The organism is Parabacteroides sp. AM17-47, from assembly GCF_003434625.1.
Lineage (GTDB): Bacteria > Bacteroidota > Bacteroidia > Bacteroidales > Tannerellaceae > Parabacteroides > Parabacteroides distasonis.
In genome coordinates this window covers 99,073-120,171 of the sequence record NZ_QTLI01000012.1, presented here as the reverse complement: position 1 = coordinate 120,171, position 21,099 = coordinate 99,073, and the positions used below count along the sequence as shown (strand labels likewise).

The following is a 21,099-nucleotide window of genomic DNA, read 5'->3' as shown; positions in this document are numbered from 1 at the left end:
AAAAATGTTTTTACTTTACACCCGCAAATCTCAGAAATACGGATTTCACATTAACAGAAACGGGAAAAATGCCAAAAAGGTATATTATCGCTCTCATTTTTGTTTGATATATGAAATAATTTGTATTTTTGCAGAAGTGAAAAACACTTATAAATTATTATAAACGTATGGAAATTAAAAAATCACCGAAAGCGGACCTTGAGAGAGGTAAGTCTCTAAGTATCCTGATGGGATTCGTAGTGGGCTTAGCTGTCTTGTTCGTGGGCTTCGAATGGAGCACCCGCGATGTAATGGTCGTTCAGGCTAGCGAGGGTGTAGCAGACATCATCGCCGAGGAAGAAGTGGAAATCACGAGACCGGAGAATACGCCTCCTCCACCTCCACCACCTCCAGCACCAGTTGTAACCGAGGTTTTGAACGTTGTTGAAGATGACGTTGAATTGGAACAGCAGGATATCTTATCATCAGAGGATGACCAAACCTCAGCGCAGGAGGCTGTTTATACTCCCCCCGCAGTTGTAGAAGAGGAAGAAGAGTCCGCACAACAGATCTTTACAGTTGTAGAAGAAATGCCGAAGTTCCCCGGTGGAGACGCAGAATTGCTGAAGTTTATCGCTAAATCAATCAAGTATCCGGTAATCGCACAGGAAAACGGTATCCAAGGTCGTGTAATCTGCGCATTCGTGGTTAACCGAGACGGATCAGTAGTAGACGCTGAGGTATTACGTGGTGTAGACCCATCATTGGACAAAGAGGCTCTTCGTGTGATCGGTACCATGCCTAAATGGACTCCGGGTAAGCAGAGAGGTAAACCAGTACGTGTTAAGTATACTGTGCCTATCACGTTCAGATTGCAATAGTATAACATTAAACATATCAAAAAGGCTGCTTCATTTTCGCAGCCTTTTTTTATTTCATAACTCCATTAATTGATACAGCTATGTTAGCATTCGAGAATATACTTCAAAGAATAAAAAGCGAGATCTCTCAACTACAATTCACCAATCCTCCCAAGAGCTTATACGAGCCGATAGAGTACATCTTGTCCCTCGGAGGAAAAAGAATACGTCCGGCGTTAACGTTGATGGCATGTAATATATATAATAATAGTATAGAGAATGCGATCAAGCCCGCTTTAGGTCTGGAAGTTTTCCATAACTTCACCTTGCTGCACGACGACCTGATGGATGAAGCTGATAAAAGAAGGAACAAACCTACCGTACACAAGGTATGGAATGCCAATACGGCGATTCTATCCGGAGATGCGATGCTAATAGCGGCTTATCAATTAATCGGATCAACGGAACACGGCCACCTCAAACAAGTGTTGGATTTATTTACGCAAACCGCGGCGGAAATATGTGGCGGCCAACAATTCGACATGGAATTCGAGTCTCGCATGGATGTAAGCGAGGAAGAATACATCGAGATGATCCGGCTAAAGACAGCCGTACTACTGGCCTGCGCCCTTAAAACAGGTGCCTTACTCGGAGGTGCCTCACAGAAAGACGCAGACCATTTATATGCGTTTGGTATTAATATTGGTCTAGCGTTTCAACTGCAAGATGATTTACTAGATGTATATGGTGACACCGCCACTTTCGGGAAAAACATTGGCGGCGATATCCTTTGCAACAAGAAAACATTCTTATTGATCAACGCTCTCAGACTGGCCAATAAAGAACAAGCGGAAGCTCTCCGTAGCTGGATGGATAAAAAAGAATTCGACCCGGCTCAAAAGATACAGGCATTCACCTCTATCTACAACGAATTGCAGCTAAAACAATTAACAGAAAATAAAATCCAAGCCTATTACGACGCATCCGTAGAGAACTTAAACGCTTTACAAGTCGCCCCCGAAAAATTAACGATCCTAAAAGAGGTTTGTGATCATTTAATGCATAGACAATCCTAATCCATGAGCTTAATAGACACACATTGCCATTTATATCTGGAGGATTTCGATCCGGAGCAAGACGAACTGGCTCAAAAAGCAAAAGACTCAGGTATCGACACCCTGCTTCTGCCAAACGTAGACCTGACGACGATTGACAGAATGCACGATTTATGCGATCGATACCCAGAGTTCGCTTTCCCTATGATGGGATTGCATCCGACCAGTGTGGATAGCAATTATATCGATATCCTAAAACAAACGGAATCCTATCTATCTAAACGTACTTATTGCGGTATCGGTGAAATCGGGATCGATCTATATTGGGATAAGACTTATTTGAAGGAGCAACAAATCGTTTTCGAGGAACAACTGCGTTGGAGCATCGATCTAAACCTGCCCGTAGCCATCCATACCCGTGACGCATATCCGGAAGTTCTGGAATGCATAGATAAAGTCGGAGCGGAAAGACTTAAGGGCGTATTTCATAGTTTTACCGGCACAACAGAAGAGCTGGAAGAAATAAAGAAACTGCCCACCTTCAAGATCGGGATAAACGGGGTTGTCACCTTTAAAAATTCAAAACTGTCCGAAGTCATCCGGCAAACAGATCTTGAAAAGATACTCTTGGAAACAGATGCCCCCTATCTTTCACCAGTCCCCTACAGAGGTAGACGGAATGAGCCTACTTACATATGGAAGACGGCCGAGAAAGTGGCGGAAACATTCGGCCTCACGCTAGAGGAAACCGTAAACGCTACTCGAAAAAACACATTAGAATTGTTTAAAAGCCTAAATAAACCCATATAGACACTTTTTTTCGAATGAAGTCAAAATTTATTTCGCGGATATTGTGTATATGTCAAGCAAAAACTATAGATTTGTGCACTGAAAAGATTGCATATGGGAATTTTTTCGTATTTTGCGGTCGTTTTAGAAGAAGCTAGGCGAATAATTGGAGAGATGCTCGAGTGGTTGAAGAGGCACGCCTGGAAAGCGTGTAAACCCCTAAAGGGTTTCGCGGGTTCGAATCCCGCTCTCTCCGCAGTGGAGAATACCATGAATTAATTAACAATAAAATAAAAACAAATAAGAGAATTATTAATCTTAAAAATTAAACACACAATGAAAAAGTTATTTGCAAAAGCATTCTTGGGTTTATGTGCCCTTGGAACTTCTACCGTAGCATTCGCACAGGATGCGGCTCCAGCAATTGAAGGAGGTATGTATCAAGCATTAAAGACAAAGTTTATCGAAGGTGGTGCCGACTTCATGAGTTTGGTCGCTATCGCTTTGATTTTCGGTTTGGCATTCTGCTTAGAGAGAATTATCTACTTAAACTTGGCTGAGACAAACTCCAGCAAACTGTTGAAAGGTATTGAGGATGCTTTAGACAAAGGTGATGTTGAAGGCGCTAAAGCTATCGCTCGCGACACAAGAGGCCCTATCGCTTCTATCGCTTACCAAGGATTGATGAGAATTGACCAAGGTATTGACGTTGTAGAGAAATCTATCGTTTCTTACGGTGGTGTTCAAGGCGGTCTTTTGGAAAAGAATATGTCTTGGATCACATTGTTTATCGCAATGGCTCCGTCTTTGGGATTCTTGGGTACTGTAGTAGGTATGATCATGGCGTTCGATAAAATCGAGCAAGTTGGTGATATCAGCCCGACGGTTGTAGCAGGTGGTATGAAAGTGGCCTTGATTACTACTGTAGGTGGTTTGATCGTAGCCTTGATTCTTCAGGTATTCTATAACTATTTGTTAAGCAAATTGGAGGCTATTTTGAACCAGATGGAAGATGCTTCTATCTCTTTGCTTGACTTGGTTATCAAATACAACGTCAAATTCAAAAAATAATAACGAATTATGGCAGTTACTAAAATAAGAAAAATATCCAGTTGGACTTTACTGATAAGTTCTATTATCAGTATCATTGTGCTGGGTATGTTTTATGCGGGTGGAGTCGTTGACCCTGCCGCAGAAATGAAAGAACCCATCTATACAGGGTTATTGATTAACTGGACTTCTGTATTGTTCTTCGTGACAATCATCAGTACAGTATTGTTTGCGGTTTGGCAATTCTTGACTTTGCTGAAGACTAACGCTAAATCAGCTATCATGTCTTTGGTAGTATTAGTTTGTTTCGTAGCCGTATTGTTCATCACCTATACAATGGGTGACGCGACTCCTTTAGCAGGCTTGAACGCAGACTCTCAAGTTTACAATACTCCGGGTTGGTTAAAGATCACAGACATGTGGATCATGTCTACAATCGTACTTTTGGTTCTGATCGTAGCATGTGTAGTTTGGGGTTCTGTAAAGAGAATCATGGGTAAATAATAGTAATAACGAACTGATAAAACAAGAAAGAAATGGGTAAGAAAAGAAAGACACCGGGTATCAATGGTTCTTCTTCGGCCGATATCGCTTTCATGTTGCTTATCTTCTTCCTTATTACTACATCAATGGATACAGATAAAGGTTTGGCAAGACGTTTGCCGCCCCCTGTACCTAAAGATCAGAAGAACGATACCGATGTTGACATCAAAAAGAGAAACTTGTTGGTTGTATTGATCAACAGTAATAACCAGATTCTCTGTGGTGATCAATTTGTCGATATCAAGCAATTGAAAGAAAGAATCAAAGAGTTCATTGATAATCCTTACAATGACGAACATAAGCCTGAACGTGTTGAGGCTGATGTTCCATTCTTCGGAAAGATGATGGTAACGAAGAACCACGTAATTTCTTTACAGAATGACCGTGGTACCGAATACCAAGCTTATATCGATGTGCAGAATGAAATCGCGGCTGCTTATAACGAATTGAGAAATAAGGTTTCTAAGGAAAAATTCGGGAAGAATTTCGCTGATTTGGACGAAGAACAACAAAAAGCTGTACAGCAGATTTATCCGCAAAAGATATCAGAAGCTGAACCTAAAAATTATGGAGGTAAAAAGTAATGGGAAAGTTTAGTAAAGCGGGCGGTCGTGAAATGCCCGAATTGAATACATCATCATTACCTGACTTGGTGTTCGCTTTCTTGTTCTTCATCATGATGGTAACATCTATGCGTGAGGTAACATTGAAAGTAGAGTTCCATGCTCCACAAGCTACAGAGCTTCAAAAATTGGAGAAGAAATCTTTGGTTACATTTATCTATGTAGGTAAGCCGACTAGAGATTTGAGAGCGAAGATGGGTTCTGAGACTCGTATCCAGTTGAATGACGCTTTTGCAGAGACTTCGGAAATTCAGGATTATATCGCACAAGAAAAGTCCAGTATGAAAGAAGAGGACCAGCCGTTTATGACAGTTTCTATTAAGGCTGATAAAGAGACCAAGATGGGAACGATCACCGATATCAAGCAGGCTCTTCGTGAGGCATACGCATTGAAGATTAGTTATTCCGCAGCACAACGTGTAGAGTAATAATTATTCAGATATAGCATTATAAAAAGGGGCGGGATTTATTTCCCGCCCCTTTTTTATTCCACTCCATAAACGTTTTGGTGAATAATGGTCTTAACTCGCTCAAAAGATTGCTCAAGATCAAGTTTCCCATGAGTCATCAAACGCATTTCTAAAAATGCCTCTCCCTTACGATAGGGAGGTTGGAAATATACATGGTGATCCAAGACAAACCCCAGACGTTCATAAAAACCGATTCTACGTTTACTCATCTCCTCTGTCGGCATCTCTACCTCTAAGACAACCGGATCTTCGTGGAGAGCTAAAAAACTTGTCATTGCTTTCGCTCCGATTCCTCCGTTACGAGCGGACTCGTCGATTGCGAAATGCTCCGCATAAACAAAGCCCTCAAATTGCCATCCCGTAATGAAACCCACATAAATACCATCCCGTAGCAAGGCATACATCTCGAAACGGCTATCTTCCTCCAAAAGCTTACGTACCAAAGAGAAATCACGACGTTCTTCCTCGGGGAAAGAACTAGTATATGTTTTCTCTACTAGATCCAATAAAGGATCGGCTATCTCCCGGACAGGCTTACTAATTATTACATGATCTTCGCTCATAAAAAAAATACTTAATAATTGAATAAAGAATGCTTACAAAATCAAAATAATCTACCATAATCTTTAGATGATTATAAGATTATCATTATATTTGTATTAAATATGAAAGATATAATCTAACAGTAATACAAATATACTGAATATATGGCACATCATCAACTAGATGAACTGGACGAGAAGATACTTAAACTAATCATCGGCAATGCGCGTATGCCATTTTTGGAAGTAGCGAGGGAATGTAACGTATCCGGAGCGGCTATTCATCAACGCATACAAAAGCTGACTAATTTAGGGGTTATCAAAGGTTCAGAATTCATCGTGGATAACACAAAAGTTGGGTATGAAACTTGCGCATATATGGGGTTATTCCTAAAGTCTCCCGGACAATTTCCAAGCGTTACCGAAGCGCTGTTGCAGATACCGGAAGTCGTGGAATGCCATTATACAACGGGGCAATACGACCTGTTTATAAAAATATACGCAAAGAACAACCAGCATTTGCTAAGCATCATCCACAACAAGCTTCAACCATTGGGCTTGGCTCGCACCGAATCGCTTATATCCTTTAAGGAGGCATTCAAAAGGCAAATTCCTATTGATCTGGACGACGATTAAACAAAGGAAGCTATATAAGAAAAGGGTCCGTAATCCGGTTGAAACCGGTTACGAACCCTTTTTATCATGATCACTAAGCGCTATTAGAACTCAGCGTTATTCGGTGTACGCGGGAAAGGTATTACGTCACGGATATTTCCCATACCCGTAACGAACAACAAAAGACGCTCAAAGCCCAAACCGAAACCAGAGTGAGGCACCGTACCAAAACGGCGAGTATCTAAGTACCACCACATATCCTTCATCGGGATGCCCAACTCATCAATACGAGTCATTAGCTTATCATAGTCGGCCTCACGCTCGGAACCGCCGATGATCTCTCCGATCTTCGGGAACAATACGTCCATGGCACGCACCGTCTTTCCATCCTCGTTTTGCTTCATATAGAAAGCCTTGATCTCTTTCGGGTAATCCGTTAAAATTACCGGACGTTTGAAGTGATCCTCCACCAAGAAACGTTCATGCTCGGAAGCCAAATCTACCCCCCAATAAACAGGGAACTCAAATTTATGTCCTTTAGCGACAGCCTCTTCCAATATCTTGATTCCTTCAGTGTACGGCAAGCGAACGAATGAGTCTTTCAAGACCCCTTCCAGACGAGCGATCAATTCCTTATCGAACATATCGTTCAAGAACTTGATATCCTCCATACAGTTATCCAACGCCCATTGTACGCAATATTTAATGAACTCCTCGGCCAACTCCATGTTGTCCGTGATATCATTAAAAGCGACTTCCGGCTCAATCATCCAGAATTCCGCCAAATGACGAGGCGTATTTGAGTTCTCCGCACGGAACGTAGGGCCAAACGTATAAATCTGTCCCAAGGCTGTAGCTGCCAACTCACCCTCCAACTGTCCGGAAACCGTCAAGCTAGCCTGCTTGCCGAAGAAATCGTCCTCATAAATGATAGAGCCGTTCTCATCCTTTTTCAAGTCGTACAAATTCTTGGTAGTAACTTGGAACATCTGTCCGGCACCCTCACAGTCGGAAGCCGTGATGATCGGCGTATGGAAATAGAAAAAGCCTCTATCATGGAAAAACTTATGGATAGCGTAAGCCATATTATGACGAATACGGAATACCGCTCCAAATGTATTCGTACGAGGACGCAAATGAGCGATCTCACGCAAAAACTCCATGGAGTGTCCTTTTTTCTGCAATGGATAAGTAGCTGGATCAGCCGTACCGAAGATCTCAATCTCGGTAGCCTGTATCTCTACATTTTGCCCCTTACCTTGGGATTGTGTCAAGATACCATTTACGCTGATACTAGCTCCCGTGGTAATCGGTTTCAAGAACTCATCACCCAATTTATCTACATCCACAACGATCTGAACATTATTAATTGTAGAACCGTCATTCAAGGCGATAAAATTCACCTGTTTGCTACCACGGCGGGTACGTACCCATCCTTTCACATTCACGGTAGTACCGAAAGCGTCGCTTTTCAGCACGTCTACAATTTTTGTTCGTTTAATTGTTTCCATCTGTATCGTTTTTTGTTATTCGAAAGCTCCCATCCTAAGAGCGTTCACTTCCCTTTCATTTAAGTAACGCCATTTACCGCGGCCTAAGTTCTTCTTAGTCAAACCGGCGAAATAAACACGATCCAATTTCGTCACATGATATCCCAACGATTCGAAAATACGGCGCACGATACGGTTACGGCCGGAATGGATCTCGATACCCACTTGGCTCTTATCGTCCTCGCTAGCATAGCTGATAGCGTCCGCATGGATCTCTCCATCCTCAAGCTCAAGGCCGTTGGCGATTTTCTCCATATCCTCGATAGCCACGTTCTTATCCAACCACACATGGTAGATCTTCTTCTTCTTGAAAGATGGGTGAGTCAATTTAGAAGCTAAATCACCATCGTTCGTCAATAACAAGACACCTGTCGTATTACGGTCCAAGCGGCCTACCGGATAAATACGTTCTTGGCAAGCGTTCTTCACCAAATCCATCACCGTCAAGCGCTCTTGGGGATCATCAGAAGTAGTTACGCAATTCTTCGGCTTGTTCAATACGATATACACCTTGCTCTCGATCTGAACCGGCTTCTCGTTAAATGTAACAACATCTTGACGAGTAATCTTAGTACCCAATTCCGTTACCACGACATCATTAACCTTAACAGCCCCTTTCTGGATAAACTCATCCGCCTCACGACGAGAGCAAACACCAGCGTTAGACAAGAATTTGTTCAAGCGGATCGGTTCGTTCGGGTCCGCCAAGACTTCCTTATACTTGATCTGTTTCGGACGCATGTTGTAACCCTGCTGTCTTTGGAACCCCCCTCCTCCACTGGGACGGCGATTATTATTGTAAGAAGGACGGCGATTATTTCCATATCCACCACCCCCTTGACGATTACCGCCATAAGAGTTATCGTTACCATACGAACGTCTGGGTGCGTAACCGTCCCCGCCGCTTGAACGTGAATCATTGTAATCAACCCGGGTATCACCTACTCTAGGTCTTCTTTTCTTCATACCATCCGCAGACATTCCCTCTCCGGAAGGACTAGCGGAATAAGCCTTTGCCGGGCCATCATAATTCGGACGAGACGGACGATTGTATTGTCCTCCCCCATTCCCATACGACGGGCGGTTATTTCCATAAGACGAGCGGCCGCTGTTGTAGCCACCTTCACGGTTGTTGCCATAAGACGGGCGATTATTTCCATACCCACCTTCGCGATTGTTGCCATAAGATGGACGACTATTACCATAGCCCCCCTCACGGTTGTTGCCATACCCGCCTTCACGGTTATTATCGTAAGAACGCGGACGGCTCGGACGATCCCCGTATGAAGGACGGTTATTTTCTCCATAAGACCGATACGGTCTACGTTCATAGCTACCCTCAGGTCTATTATACCCCTGATTGTAAGGTCTTCTTTCACCTTCTTGGTCTGTGTTTTCCCGTCTGATACTTGGTATCACTTTTTTTGGACGCGGTTGAGATTCATCTCTTTCTTCTGTACTCATTTGTTATAAATTAAACAATGGTTAAAAACTTGGTAGCCTCACGGCTACCTGTATTATCACTAAATTCCTGTATAATTATGAGGCGTTATAGCCCTTAATTCATCTTTAATCCGGTCGCTAACATTCAAGGTTTCGATAAACTCCTTGATAGATTGCTCCGTAACAGTCTGGTTCGTACGTGTCAAAGCTTTTAATGCCTCGTAAGGCTTCGGATAACCCTCACGGCGTAAGACCGTCTGGATACCCTCGGCTACCACAGCCCAGCAATTATTCAAATCCCTACTTAGGGCGCTCTCGTTCAATAACAATTTACCCAAGCCTTTTGTTAAGCTCTTGAAGGCAATTTCTATATGTGCCAAAGGCACGCCTACGTTTCTCAACACGGTAGAATCCGTCAAGTCTCTTTGTAAACGAGATACCGGCAATTTCGTAGCCAAATGCTCTAAAATAGCGTTAGCGATCCCTAGATTACCCTCAGCGTTCTCGAAATCAATCGGGTTCACCTTATGTGGCATAGCAGACGAACCGATCTCACCCGCCTTGATCTTTTGCTTGAAATACTCCATGGAGATATATTGCCAGAAGTCACGATTCAAGTCGATCAAGATCGTATTGATACGCTTCAAGCCATCGAAGATCGCTGCCAGATTATCATAATTAGAGATCTGGGTAGTCCACTCCTCACGCTTCAAGCCTAACACCTCACTAACGAACTTGTTACCGAATGCCCTCCAATCATATTCCGGATACGCTACATGATGCGCATTGAAGTTTCCTGTAGCGCCACCGAATTTAGCGGAGATAGGAACGGCCTTTAATAATGCCAACTGTTGCTCCAAACGGTAAACAAAAACCATCACCTCCTTACCCAAACGAGTCGGAGATGCCGGTTGCCCATGTGTCTTAGCCAACATCGGGATATCCATCCATTCCTCGGCGTATTTTTTCAAGGCACCGATCACCTCTTCCAAACCCGGATAATAAACCTCTTGCAAAGCGTCCTTGATCGATAAAGGCACAGATGTGTTATTAATATCCTGAGAAGTCAATCCAAAATGAATAAACTCGTGGTATTTCTCCGCAAGGAAATGATTTGTTTTTTCCTTAATAAAGTACTCCACCGCTTTCACATCGTGGTTTGTCACGCTCTCGATCTCCTTCACTCGTAAAGCGTCCTCCTCCGTAAACTCCTGATAAATCTTCCGGAGCCCCTTTTTTACTTCCGCCGCATTTAACTCGCTCAATTGCGGAAGAAACTCAGATAGAGTAATAAAATACTCGATCTCAACTCGCACCCTATACTTGATAAGTGCGTATTCTGAAAAATAAGCCGCCAGATTCTCAGCCTTATTCCTGTATCGCCCATCCACGGGCGAAATAGCAGTCAGTGTCGATAATACCATATACATTATTAATATAGAGTCGCAAAGTTAAGTCTTTTCCATTGAATAATAAGGTAAGCAATCGTTATTTTTAACTAAATGCCCCGTTTTTAGGACCATCAGACACTTACGCAGCCACATCCAAACAAAATTCATATTCATCCACATTTTTTCGTCAAAAAGTTTGGTGGTAATAAAAAAAGCCGTATCTTTGCAGCGCTTTAGAGAGATAAAGCGAACGAAAAATAAGTTTAAAGGGCGTTTAGCTCAGCTGGTTCAGAGCATCTGCCTTACAAGCAGAGGGTCGGCGGTTCGAATCCGTCAACGCCCACAGAAAATAGAATCTGTTAATCTAATGATTAACAGACTTTTTTATTTATTCTCAACCGCACATTCACGCTTACTTCTGCTTTCGAGACAGAGGAACAGCTATCAGACGATCTAACGAGAATTTTCCGGGTCCCGTTATATACATCAGGATAAAAACCACCAAATAAATGAATGCTAACTCTTTCAAAGAAAATGGGTCATTCCCATGGATGACGAAAAAAGCCATTCCCATGGTAAAAATCATGGGGATCATCGCAAGCCGATAAAGGGCCCCGAATATAAAACCGATGGAGCAAGCAAGCTCCCCAAATATCGCAAGGCCCAAAGATATTGAATGCCCTACACCTAACGGATCAGGAAATGAGGCCGACATACTATCGAAATTTGTCCACTTTTGCATCCCATGAGATAATAGTAATCCACCGAAAAGCAAACGAAGCGCCAACAATAGTAATGAAATAGCCGTTCCATCCGGCTTCATTGGAAAAAGAAATTTGTAAATTACTGACATACTCTTCTGTTTTTAATCTTATCATTCTGTCTTTCTGATTATAAAACAAAATCAAGTTAAGGTTAGTTCAGTAAATATCCGTTTATAATCGGGGCTAAACTAAAAAAGCCCCCTTGATTTTTCAATCAAAGAGACTTCCTTTCCTTCGTGACCCGGGTGGGACTCAAACCCACGACCTTCAGAACCGGAATCTGACGCTCTATTCAACTAAGCTACCGAGCCAAAGACTGCGCAAAAGTACATATAATATCTTATTTAAACAAGTACAGGATAGAAATATTTCACTTCTGATATTTTGCATATAAGTCTTTTGTATATTCTGCCATTTTGCAAATAAAAACGATCATATTCTTGTTATTTTGCCATTAATCATTATCTTTGCCGCACATATTTCACAAACACAAAGTACAACAAGTATATGAGCTATCTTATTAAACCCGCAGGGTATAAAGCCTTACTTAACTTATCCCAGACTGAAATGGGAATCAAGAAGATCAAGGACTTTTTCCAGCAAAACCTCTCATCCGAGCTACGCCTAAGGCGCGTAACCGCACCTTTATTCGTACTTAAGGGCATGGGTATCAATGATGATCTTAACGGGACCGAGCGAGCCGTCACTTTTCCTATCAAGGATTTAAACGACTCTAAAGCAGAGATCGTACACTCACTCGCCAAATGGAAACGACTGACACTCGCCGATTATCACATTGAAGAAGGTTACGGTATTTACACCGACATGAACGCCATCCGCTCAGACGAGGAGCTAGGTAATTTACACTCTTTATACGTGGACCAATGGGACTGGGAACGTGTAATGAGCGAAAGCGAACATAATATCGATTTCCTCAAGGAAATCGTCCGTCGCATATATGCCGCTATGGTCCGTACCGAATATTTAGTTTACGAGATGTTTCCTCAAATCCGCCCGACGCTCCCCCAACAGATTCATTTCATCCATTCCGAGGATTTGTTACAAAAATATCCTACCTTTACACCGAAAGAGCGGGAAGACGCTATCACCAAGGAATACGGGGCCGTATTCATTATCGGTATCGGATGCTCGCTAAGCAATGGGGAGAAGCATGACGGACGTGCTCCGGACTACGATGATTGGTCTACGATCGCCGAGAACGGACAAACCGGATTGAACGGGGATTTATTGGTTTGGGATGATGTACTAAACCGTTCTATGGAACTATCCTCTATGGGTATCCGCGTCAATAAGGAAGCCTTGCTACGCCAGTTGGATATTTGCAAAGCCGGGGAGAAAAAGGAACTATATTTCCACAAACGCCTCTTGAGCGGTGAACTTCCGCAAAGTATCGGCGGTGGTATCGGACAAAGCCGGTTGTGTATGTTCTATCTTCGTAAGGCCCATATCGGAGAGATACAGGCAAGTATCTGGCCGGAGGAGATGCGCAAGGAAGCACGTGCGGCTGGAATGATGCTTATTTAGTTAACAGCCAACTATTATATTATGGATGTAAAGATTGAAGAAAGCTGGAAAAAACGGTTAGCCGACGAGTTTGAAAAAGATTATTTCAAGCAATTGACCGATTTCGTTAAACAAGAATACCGCCAAGGTACTGTTTATCCTCCCGGTCCTTATATGTTCAACGCTTTTGAGCACTGCCCGTTCGATAAAGTGAAGGTCGTTATCCTCGGCCAAGATCCTTATCACGAGCCGGGACAGGCGCACGGACTTTGTTTCTCCGTGCAGGATGGGGTACCTTTCCCCCCTTCCCTCATCAATATATTCAAAGAAATACAAGATGATCTAGGGCATCCGGTTCCAACAACTGGCAATTTGATTCGTTGGGCAGATCAAGGCGTATTATTGCTAAATGCCACTCTCACAGTACGAGCGCATCAAGCCGGTTCCCATCAAAATAGAGGTTGGGAGACCTTTACTGATGCTGTTATTCATCGTCTGGCGGCTGAAAGAAGCCATATCGTTTACATATTATGGGGTTCCTACGCACAAAGGAAAGGTGCTTTCATCGATTCATCCCGTAATCTGGTTCTTAAATCAGCTCATCCGTCCCCACTTTCCGCTTACCGGGGATTCTTCGGAAACAAGCATTTCAGCAAAGCCAATGATTATTTAATCGCAACTGGGCAAACCCCCATCAAATGGGGCGAGAATTAAAAATTGAGAATTGAGAATTATTGGATTGTGTAACTTTAATTTTCAATTCTCAATTCTCAATTTTCAATTATTAATACCACTGCTGTCCATCCCTATAATTACTTCTCTTATCATACTTCAAATCTTTCAATAAAGCAGAGCTTACAGCGATACTGAATGTATAGGATTTATAAGGACCGACCGGAACGAAACTAGCCGTCATTTGCCAGCAGTGCAAGTTACGAGTTACGTTACAAGTCATATAAGAGATCTTCTTAGCGTCAAAATCATAAGTAGCGTTAAAGTTAAAACGCCAGTTCTTTGTCGGCTGGATATTTCCGTTAAAGCTCAAAGAGTGAGTCAAGGCGTAATCATACTCCAGTTTAGAACGATTAAAATCACCATACCGCAAGCTCAAACCATAACTAAACGAGAGGCTCCAAGGAATCTTGGAAATTAAATAGCCATCGGCATCTGTCTCACCGGTCTCTTTCTTTTTGCCCAACAGACGGCCACCACTTTCCTTATTCTCGCCCTCTCCTTCTCCATCCGGGTTCAATCCATCCGGATCTGCATTCGGATCCGTGGAAGCCGATTGATTCCCGGATTTATCCGATGAGCTATCACCTCCTCCAAACAACTTCTTGAACGTATCATTATTAAATGTATAAGAAAAACTGGTGCTAGTCCCTCTCAAACGGCCAATACCCTTGCCTGCTTTCCAACGGGGAATATCGACACGATGCCCATTCTCATCGTACGTATAGGTATCGAACTGACCATTCAAGTTCAACGTATAACTCTTGGATAATTTCAAACGTAAACCGACACTCAAGTCACTCCACTTAAATGAATCCGCCGCCATATTATAACTCATGCCTAACGACAGCTTATCGATCAGACTAATTTTCTTGAATCCAGTAGAGTCCTTATCCGAACGCACCTTCATCTCGATATTGTTATTTACGTCAAAACTGATATTTCCTTGTTTTCCCGTTCCCGGAACGCCATACATATTATGAGCGAACGGAGAATACGTATATTCACGATCCTCACCATTCGCGTCTTGATATACATAAGTCTCATAAAAACCAAAACGAGAAGAAGCGAAGTCCGGCTGGGCGCTTACCGTAATAGACGGCTCGAAGCGGTGACGGATCATCTCAACCTTATTACCCAAGAATGGCAACGGTTTATAAAAACCATACAAGGTAGTAGACGCAGAGATAGAAGCGTTAAAATCGTAAATACGATAAAAACCATACGTAGTGTCGCGGGCTACCAAAGCCTGTTTCTGCGTATCATATTCCTGTTCGATCTTGCTGGTGTACCAACGTTCCTTATAATTGAAAGAGGGAGAAATATTCAAGTACTTGAGCACGGAGAATGTAGCGCTTACCGGAATCGAGTGCTGCATAGCATTCTGCCAATCTTTGATCAAATTCGATTTGAATAATAAGTTTTCTTTTGTCGTTATACTATTACTAAACGTACCGGAATAACTCATGGAGATCTTCTCGTACCAACGCTCCTTCCCGACCGGATGTTTCCGCTTGAAAGGGAAGATACGACTCATCGTAACCGTCATGCTAGGCAAGGTCACGGCGATAGAAGAATCACGGGTCGTCTGGTTTATACTCATCGTACCGGAGATCGTGAACGGGTTATTCGGGAAACGTTTCGTTACGTTGATGGATGAACTCTTCGTATTCTGGTTCACATCGGCATATCCATTCGCATTCGGGTATAAACTGTTCTGATTATTACGGTCATACGAAGAGGTCGAGAAGTTTACGCTCGCCGAGAAAGACAGATAAGGATTCGCCTTAGGGTCTTGCGTATGCGTCCAGTTAACCTTGAAGTCCTTGGATAAATTATAGTCTGGCAAGCCCTTATCTCCCAATTTCGTCACCAAATAAGAAGCATTAAAACTGCCCGAGAATTTATAACGTTTGCGGTAAGCCGACTTGGCCGACAATCCCCAAGATCCCTTGGTATAAATCTCTCCCAACAAAGCCAAGTCCATATAATCGCTCAAGGCGAAATAATATCCACCGTCACGCAAGAAGAAACCTCTGGTAGACTCGTCTCCGAAAGTCGGCATAATAATACCGGATGAATACGTACTCGAGAACGGGAAGAAACAGAAAGGTAACCCGATCGGATACAACGGCACGTCCTCCAAGACCAGATAGACCGGACCCGTTACGATATTCTTTTTCGGGCGCACCTTCGCTTTCGTCATCTGGATGTAAAAGTGAGGATGCTCATGCTCGTCGCAGGTCGTATACTTACCACCCACCATGTTCAAGATATCCCCTTCCATCTTTTTCGTTCGCCCGGCGGTAACATACCCTTCGCCCTGCTGGGTAATCACGTCCGTGATATATCCTTTCTTGGTACCAAAATTATACCGCATCGTCTTCGACTCATACTGCTGATCGCCCTCCTTAAACAACGGATAGCCAAACTCCTGCCCGATAGAGTCGAGTCCAAACTTAGCGAACACGATGCTACTATCCATATTCATCTCAATCAATTCGGACTGCAGCTCGATATTCTGGTATTTGACATCGCCTTCCCCGTAAAGATATGCCCAGTTGCCAGCCGTCATCACGATAGAATCGGTCGCTTGATAACTGACCGGAGCATCTAGCCCGGTCTGCTTTTCTGGAATCGAATCTCCCGCTAACGTTGTACTATCCGTAGGAGCCACCAAGAGAGAATCAGTCTGCGCCAAGCTATCGGCAGGAGCGACAATCTCCTGCGCCTGCACGCCCAAGCCTCCCAAGAGGAAAACGAATAGAATGATTAGGACTCTATATATCAAAAACATTACTTCGTTCTTTGCAGTGTGTTACAGCGTACAAATGTATAATAAATAAACGAGCCCTTATGCTTTTATTCCCCTAAAAAGAGTTTACACCAGTGTTCAAACTGCTCAACTGTCTCATTTCCATACTTGGATAAGCTCTGTTTTATCTTATCAGCCGGTTTCTCTTTCGTCAATTTAGTCTTGCTAAAGAATTTATCAGCGAAACAGATCAATTGTTCTTCCAATGACACGGGACGCATATCCCGATGTGGAACAGGCAGGTTCCGCTCCTCGATCATGGCAAGCGAAAGCCCCGTTCCCGTATGCCTCTCGCAAACTAAGGCGTGGCGAGGATACCCCTCTTTCCGCATTAAATCGGCTCCCAGATAGCCATGACAGATATAATCGGCCTCCCCATGGCAATCGATATCTGGAGCGTTACACAAAAAGATCCCTATGTCATGCAACATCGCCGCTTCCTCAATAAAAGTCAGATCCAGATTCATCTCCGGATGCAAACGGGCCAATGCTAATGCCTTATCCGCCACGCTGCGGCTATGAGTCACCAAAATCCGGTAGGCATCCGAACTTTCCGGATAATATTTCTTTATTATATCAAGAGGTTTCATCCTATTTATTTTTTTGCGAGACAAAAATAAACAATCTCTCTCACATATACTACTTCTCATCACTGATACCCCTGAAACCAATTGCCCAGTTTCAAATCTTTTATATCCGCACCTGTTTCCCGTTCGCCTCTCAAATACTCAGAGAAGTAATCGACCATCCGCCAATAATAATATTCATTATAGTCATCAAAATGATGGCGTTTTCCCGGTACGATCAACATATCAAAGCGTTTGCCTGCCTTGATCAACTCGTCCACGACAACAATGGTATTCGCCGGATGCACATTATTATCGATATCGCCATGGATCAATAACAGATGGCCTTTCAAATTCCTCGCCAATTCCTGATTGGTCGGGATGCGAATATCGAACGAGATATTTCCCATATCATCCGTGATCTCCTTTACCCCATGATGTTTCTCTCCCCACCACCGGTTATAAATGTTATTGTCATGATTGCCGGCACAAGATACCGCCACCTTAAAGAAATCCGGATAAAGGAGCATAGCCGCTGTAGACATGAAACCGCCACCGGAGTGTCCGTGTATGCCGACCCGGTTGATATCCATGAATTTATAACGAGCGCACAACTGCTCGATAGCTACTTTATGATCCGCCATCGGATAATCACGCAAATTTCCATATCCATAATTATGATACCACTTGGAGCGACTGGGATGCCCTCCCCTATGTCCCATGCACACCACGACAAATCCGGCTTGCGCCAAACGATCCGTACGAGGATTCATCGGGATGTAGCGAAAGAAAGTTCCCTCCTGTTGCGGTCCGGGGTATACATAGTTAATGACCGGATATACTTTCGTGGAATCAAAATCAAAAGGCTTATACATGACACCATACAAATCGGTCACCCCGTCGGCCGCCTTTACCGAAAAAGGCTCAGGGAATTTATAACCTGCCATGAATAATTGGGAGAAGTCACTCTCCTCCAAGGTCATCAATCGGTTACCTTGGTTATCATACAATGCCGTAGCCGGGATCGTATTGACACGAGAATAGTTATCCACGATATATCGCATGGATTTATCCATAGAGACCAGGTGGAAATAATCGCCCGGAGTAATCAGCTTTAAGCCCGAACCATCCAGATTCACCCGGTACAAATGCTCGTAATAAGGAGTCGTATCTCCCTTTTCCCGGGCATTCGCCTTGAAGTAAACGACTCGATTCTTACTGTCCACGTCTACGATTGCGTCCACATGCCAAGGTCCTTTGGTGATACGGTTTTTCAAATTTCCTTGCGCATCATATAGATACAGATGCGCCCAACCATCCCGTTCGCTCCAATGGATCAATTCCTTACCATTATCGGTCATCGCTAGCGGGCGGGTTTCCATAGAAGTATTTAGACGTTCCTCAATGATCGCTTTTACCGAATCCTCCCCGATCGTATACGAACAGATATCCACCCGTTTCATATCCCGGCTGACACGGGTCAAATAGAAGGTCTGGTTATCTCCCAACCAGATCGAGTTCCGAGTGAGTCCCATACGCTCCTTATCCGGCTTGGAGGCTAGATTGATTATTTGATCTTTAAAACAATCCACCCGGATTTCTTTCCGCTTTCCGGCATTTTCCAAATCAAAGAGATATAAATGAACGATTGGAGAACCCGCCTCTCCCGGCATCTGATATTTATAGGTCTCAAGTGTAGGACGAGGTTTGGCGATCGAGTTAATCACCCATAAATCTTGCACTGCACGTTGATCCGACAAAGTTGCGGCGAAATAACGACCATCGGGAGACCAGTTCCCCATTACATATTTCCGCTTATGGTCACATAAAGTATCGGTATTCAAGAAGGTCCGGGGCATACCAAAGCCAAAATCTTTTTCGCCATCCGTAGTCAAGGCGATCTCAGATATCGTCTTATCCTCCGGATTCTTCACGGCCTTCTCATAATCCTCATAACTCATGACATACAGGTTCAAATCTTTCGCGAAGACGACCCGCTTTTTATCCGGCGATATATTCGCCCAACGGATTTTAGCAGGAATCTCGTCTTTCGTAATCCGAGTCAACCGGGAGGACGGATAATCATACGAGAAAAAATAGTTCCCGTTCGTACCCTTTATCGAGAAAGTAAACGTGCGATCATCTTCCTTTAAGCGTAAATCTTCGATAGGAAGTTGTTGTCCGGTAAAAGGCTCTCTCACGATCTCGCTTATCTGTGCCGCCAACTCATCCCGATCGAATAATAATCGTTTATTTCTCGAATCGGGGTCCACCAGATACCAGTTTGTCCCCTCACTCGTCTTATACTCGTACCAGAATTTGTCACTATTATTAAAATAATTGGGGGTAAGGGTATAAGAGAAAAGTAACTGTTCCGCATTCGACGGGGCGAAACGGCGTGCTTGCGTATATTCCGGTAGGACATCTTGCGCATAGGTTAAAGACGCCCATGATAAACTCAAGAAGGCTACCGCATAAAAAAGTGTTTTTACATTCATATTCTTAGTATTGTCTGTTATTCGCCTCAAAAGTATAAACTTTCTGTGAAAAACATTTCGTACTTTTGCGGTTAGTATACAGTTATTATATATGTAATGAAACAGATCTTTATATTTCTAGTCATACTTTTTAGCCTGACGCCAACGGTCTATTCACAAAACGCCCCGTTAAAGCTAGGTGCCGAGCGGATGGATGTCGTCACTCGTTTACTGAAGGGCAAGCGGGTAGGATTAGTGGTCAACCAGACTTCCATTTTGGAAAAGCGGCAGATTCATTTATTAGATGCGCTAGTAGCGGAAGGCGTAGACGTTAAGAAGGTGTTCGCTCCGGAACATGGATTCCGGGGAACCGGTGATGCCGGAGAGGAGATAAAAGACAGCCGGGACTTGAAAACAGGCATCCCCATCATCTCTATTTATGGGAAAAACAAGAAACCGTCCGCCGAGCAACTGGATGACCTCGACGTGATTGTTTTCGATATACAAGATGTAGGTGCCCGTTTCTATACCTATATCAGCACGATGCATTACGTGATGGAAGCCTGCGCCGAAAACAACAAAGAGTTTATCGTGTTGGACCGCCCGAACCCGAATGACTTCGTAGACGGACCGATCCGCCAGAAAGGATTCGAGTCTTTCGTCGGTGTCGATCCGCTCCCGATCTTGCACGGCTTGACCGTAGGAGAATTGGCATGGATGATCAATAAGGAAGGCTGGCTGAAAAGTACGCCCGATACCTGTCGGTTAAAGATCGTAAAGATGGAGAATTGGAAACACGGAGATCCCTATTGGTTGCCGGTCAAGCCCTCTCCGAACCTCCCGAATGACCAGTCTATCCGCCTGTATCCGTCGCTTTGCTTTTTTGAGGCTACGAACGTTAGCGTGGGAAGAGGAACCTATTATCCGTTTCAAGTACTAGGTTTCCCGGATCCTAAATACGGGAATTTCACTTTTACCCCGACCTCCTTGCCCGGATTCGATACCAATCCCTTGCAAAAGGATAAAGTATGTTACGGCATCGATCTGCGGGAATATCCGTTCGAAGGAGGATTAACCTTGCGATTCTTCCTCGACTTCTACAATAAAGCGGGAAAGGATCAAGCCTTTTTCTTCTCCCGTCCGAACTGGTTCGATTTATTGGCAGGCACGAAGCAGCTCCGCTACCAGATCGTAAGGGGCTTATCCGAGAAAGAGATCCGGGAAAGTTGGAAACCCGAGCTAGATCAATACAAGGCCATGCGTAAAAAGTATTTACTTTATCCCGACTATCCTACTCAAAATAAAAAATAA

Annotated in this window: 19 protein-coding genes and 3 tRNA genes; 13 read left to right on the top strand and 9 right to left on the bottom strand. The window is 43.6% G+C overall.

The features are described 5' to 3' along the window. Nucleotides 1-167 precede the first annotated feature (167 nt). The 8 genes from DW205_RS11555 (at nt 168) to DW205_RS11520 (ending at nt 5,327) form a co-directional block, all read left to right on the top strand. Nucleotides 168-860 (top strand): energy transducer TonB, encoded by a 693-nt coding sequence (locus tag DW205_RS11555; RefSeq protein ID WP_008777931.1) that lies wholly within the window; start codon nt 168-170, stop codon nt 858-860. 80 nt (nt 861-940) lie between these two features. Then, on the top strand, nt 941-1,915 hold the full coding sequence (locus tag DW205_RS11550) for a polyprenyl synthetase family protein (protein WP_005867931.1): 975 nt from the start codon (nt 941-943) through the stop codon (nt 1,913-1,915). A gap of 3 nt (nt 1,916-1,918) precedes the next feature. Continuing rightward, nucleotides 1,919-2,704, top strand: coding sequence for a TatD family hydrolase (locus DW205_RS11545; protein WP_005867930.1), 786 nt, complete (start codon nt 1,919-1,921; stop codon nt 2,702-2,704). Nucleotides 2,705-2,851: 147 nt separating this feature from the next. Further along, a tRNA-Ser gene (locus DW205_RS11540) sits at nt 2,852-2,939 on the top strand. Between the two features lie 80 nt (nt 2,940-3,019). Continuing rightward, a complete protein-coding gene (locus tag DW205_RS11535) occupies nt 3,020-3,754 on the top strand; it encodes a MotA/TolQ/ExbB proton channel family protein (protein ID WP_005867929.1) in 735 nt (244 codons plus the stop codon). A gap of 9 nt (nt 3,755-3,763) precedes the next feature. Next, nucleotides 3,764-4,237, top strand: coding sequence for a hypothetical protein (locus tag DW205_RS11530; protein WP_005867928.1), 474 nt, complete (start codon nt 3,764-3,766; stop codon nt 4,235-4,237). 32 nt (nt 4,238-4,269) lie between these two features. Further along, nucleotides 4,270-4,860 carry a biopolymer transporter ExbD gene (locus tag DW205_RS11525; RefSeq protein WP_005858924.1) on the top strand — a complete coding sequence of 197 codons (591 nt, stop codon included), beginning with the start codon at nt 4,270-4,272 and terminating at the stop codon, nt 4,858-4,860. Then, entirely contained in the window at nt 4,860-5,327 is a 468-nt protein-coding gene (locus DW205_RS11520; protein ID WP_005867927.1) for a biopolymer transporter ExbD, read from the top strand. Before DW205_RS11525 ends, DW205_RS11520 begins: the two co-directional genes overlap by 1 nt. 56 nt (nt 5,328-5,383) lie before the next feature. On the opposite strand, the gene DW205_RS11515 is transcribed toward DW205_RS11520, so the two are convergent. Further along, nucleotides 5,384-5,932, bottom strand: coding sequence for a GNAT family N-acetyltransferase (locus DW205_RS11515; RefSeq protein WP_005867926.1), 549 nt, complete (start codon nt 5,930-5,932; stop codon nt 5,384-5,386). A 144-nt stretch (nt 5,933-6,076) separates the two neighbouring features. Between DW205_RS11515 and DW205_RS11510 the strand changes: the two genes are divergently transcribed. After that, nucleotides 6,077-6,547, top strand: coding sequence for an Lrp/AsnC family transcriptional regulator (locus DW205_RS11510; protein WP_005858930.1), 471 nt, complete (start codon nt 6,077-6,079; stop codon nt 6,545-6,547). Between the two features lie 83 nt (nt 6,548-6,630). Here DW205_RS11510 and asnS read toward each other — a convergent pair whose 3' ends face one another. Genes asnS through purB form a run of 3 tightly spaced genes read right to left on the bottom strand, consistent with a single transcriptional unit; the run spans nt 6,631 to nt 10,943 of the window. Further along, the gene (asnS, locus tag DW205_RS11505; RefSeq protein WP_005867925.1) at nt 6,631-8,037 is read right to left on the bottom strand and encodes an asparagine--tRNA ligase; all 1,407 of its coding nucleotides are present in this window, start codon (nt 8,035-8,037) and stop codon (nt 6,631-6,633) included. Between the two features lie 15 nt (nt 8,038-8,052). After that, nucleotides 8,053-9,540, bottom strand: coding sequence for a pseudouridine synthase (locus DW205_RS11500; RefSeq protein WP_005867923.1), 1,488 nt, complete (start codon nt 9,538-9,540; stop codon nt 8,053-8,055). Between the two features lie 59 nt (nt 9,541-9,599). Continuing rightward, nucleotides 9,600-10,943: an adenylosuccinate lyase gene (gene purB, locus DW205_RS11495; RefSeq protein ID WP_005867921.1), complete on the bottom strand. Its 1,344-nt coding sequence runs from the start codon at nt 10,941-10,943 to the stop codon at nt 9,600-9,602. A gap of 235 nt (nt 10,944-11,178) precedes the next feature. On the opposite strand from purB, the gene DW205_RS11490 reads away from it, so the two are divergent. Next, nucleotides 11,179-11,253: transfer RNA gene (locus DW205_RS11490), tRNA-Val, on the top strand. Nucleotides 11,254-11,322: 69 nt separating this feature from the next. Here the strand turns inward: DW205_RS11490 and DW205_RS11485 are convergent. Together DW205_RS11485 and DW205_RS11480 are read right to left on the bottom strand one after the other, a co-directional pair. Continuing rightward, entirely contained in the window at nt 11,323-11,763 is a 441-nt protein-coding gene (locus DW205_RS11485) for a DoxX family protein (RefSeq protein WP_005867918.1), read from the bottom strand. 148 nt (nt 11,764-11,911) lie between these two features. Beyond that, nucleotides 11,912-11,985 (bottom strand) — tRNA-Arg (locus DW205_RS11480). 196 nt (nt 11,986-12,181) lie between these two features. Here DW205_RS11480 and asnA point away from each other — a divergent pair. Both asnA and DW205_RS11470 read left to right on the top strand, forming a co-directional pair. Next, nucleotides 12,182-13,219, top strand: a complete 1,038-nt coding sequence (asnA, locus tag DW205_RS11475; RefSeq protein ID WP_005867916.1) for an aspartate--ammonia ligase — start codon at nt 12,182-12,184, stop codon at nt 13,217-13,219. A gap of 21 nt (nt 13,220-13,240) precedes the next feature. Continuing rightward, complete coding sequence (locus tag DW205_RS11470; protein WP_005867913.1) at nt 13,241-13,912, top strand: uracil-DNA glycosylase; 672 nt, start codon at nt 13,241-13,243, stop codon at nt 13,910-13,912. A gap of 70 nt (nt 13,913-13,982) precedes the next feature. Here DW205_RS11470 and DW205_RS11465 read toward each other — a convergent pair whose 3' ends face one another. The 3 genes from DW205_RS11465 to DW205_RS11455 form a co-directional block, all read right to left on the bottom strand. Continuing rightward, complete coding sequence (locus DW205_RS11465) at nt 13,983-16,727, bottom strand: putative LPS assembly protein LptD (RefSeq protein WP_005867909.1); 2,745 nt, start codon at nt 16,725-16,727, stop codon at nt 13,983-13,985. Between the two features lie 65 nt (nt 16,728-16,792). Further along, complete coding sequence (locus tag DW205_RS11460; protein WP_005867908.1) at nt 16,793-17,335, bottom strand: HDIG domain-containing metalloprotein; 543 nt, start codon at nt 17,333-17,335, stop codon at nt 16,793-16,795. 59 nt (nt 17,336-17,394) lie between these two features. Next, nucleotides 17,395-19,809, bottom strand: coding sequence for a DPP IV N-terminal domain-containing protein (locus tag DW205_RS11455; RefSeq protein WP_005867907.1), 2,415 nt, complete (start codon nt 19,807-19,809; stop codon nt 17,395-17,397). Nucleotides 19,810-19,905: 96 nt separating this feature from the next. Here DW205_RS11455 and DW205_RS11450 point away from each other — a divergent pair, with 96 nt between their 5' ends. Next, a complete protein-coding gene (locus DW205_RS11450) occupies nt 19,906-21,099 on the top strand; it encodes an exo-beta-N-acetylmuramidase NamZ domain-containing protein (protein ID WP_005867906.1) in 1,194 nt (397 codons plus the stop codon).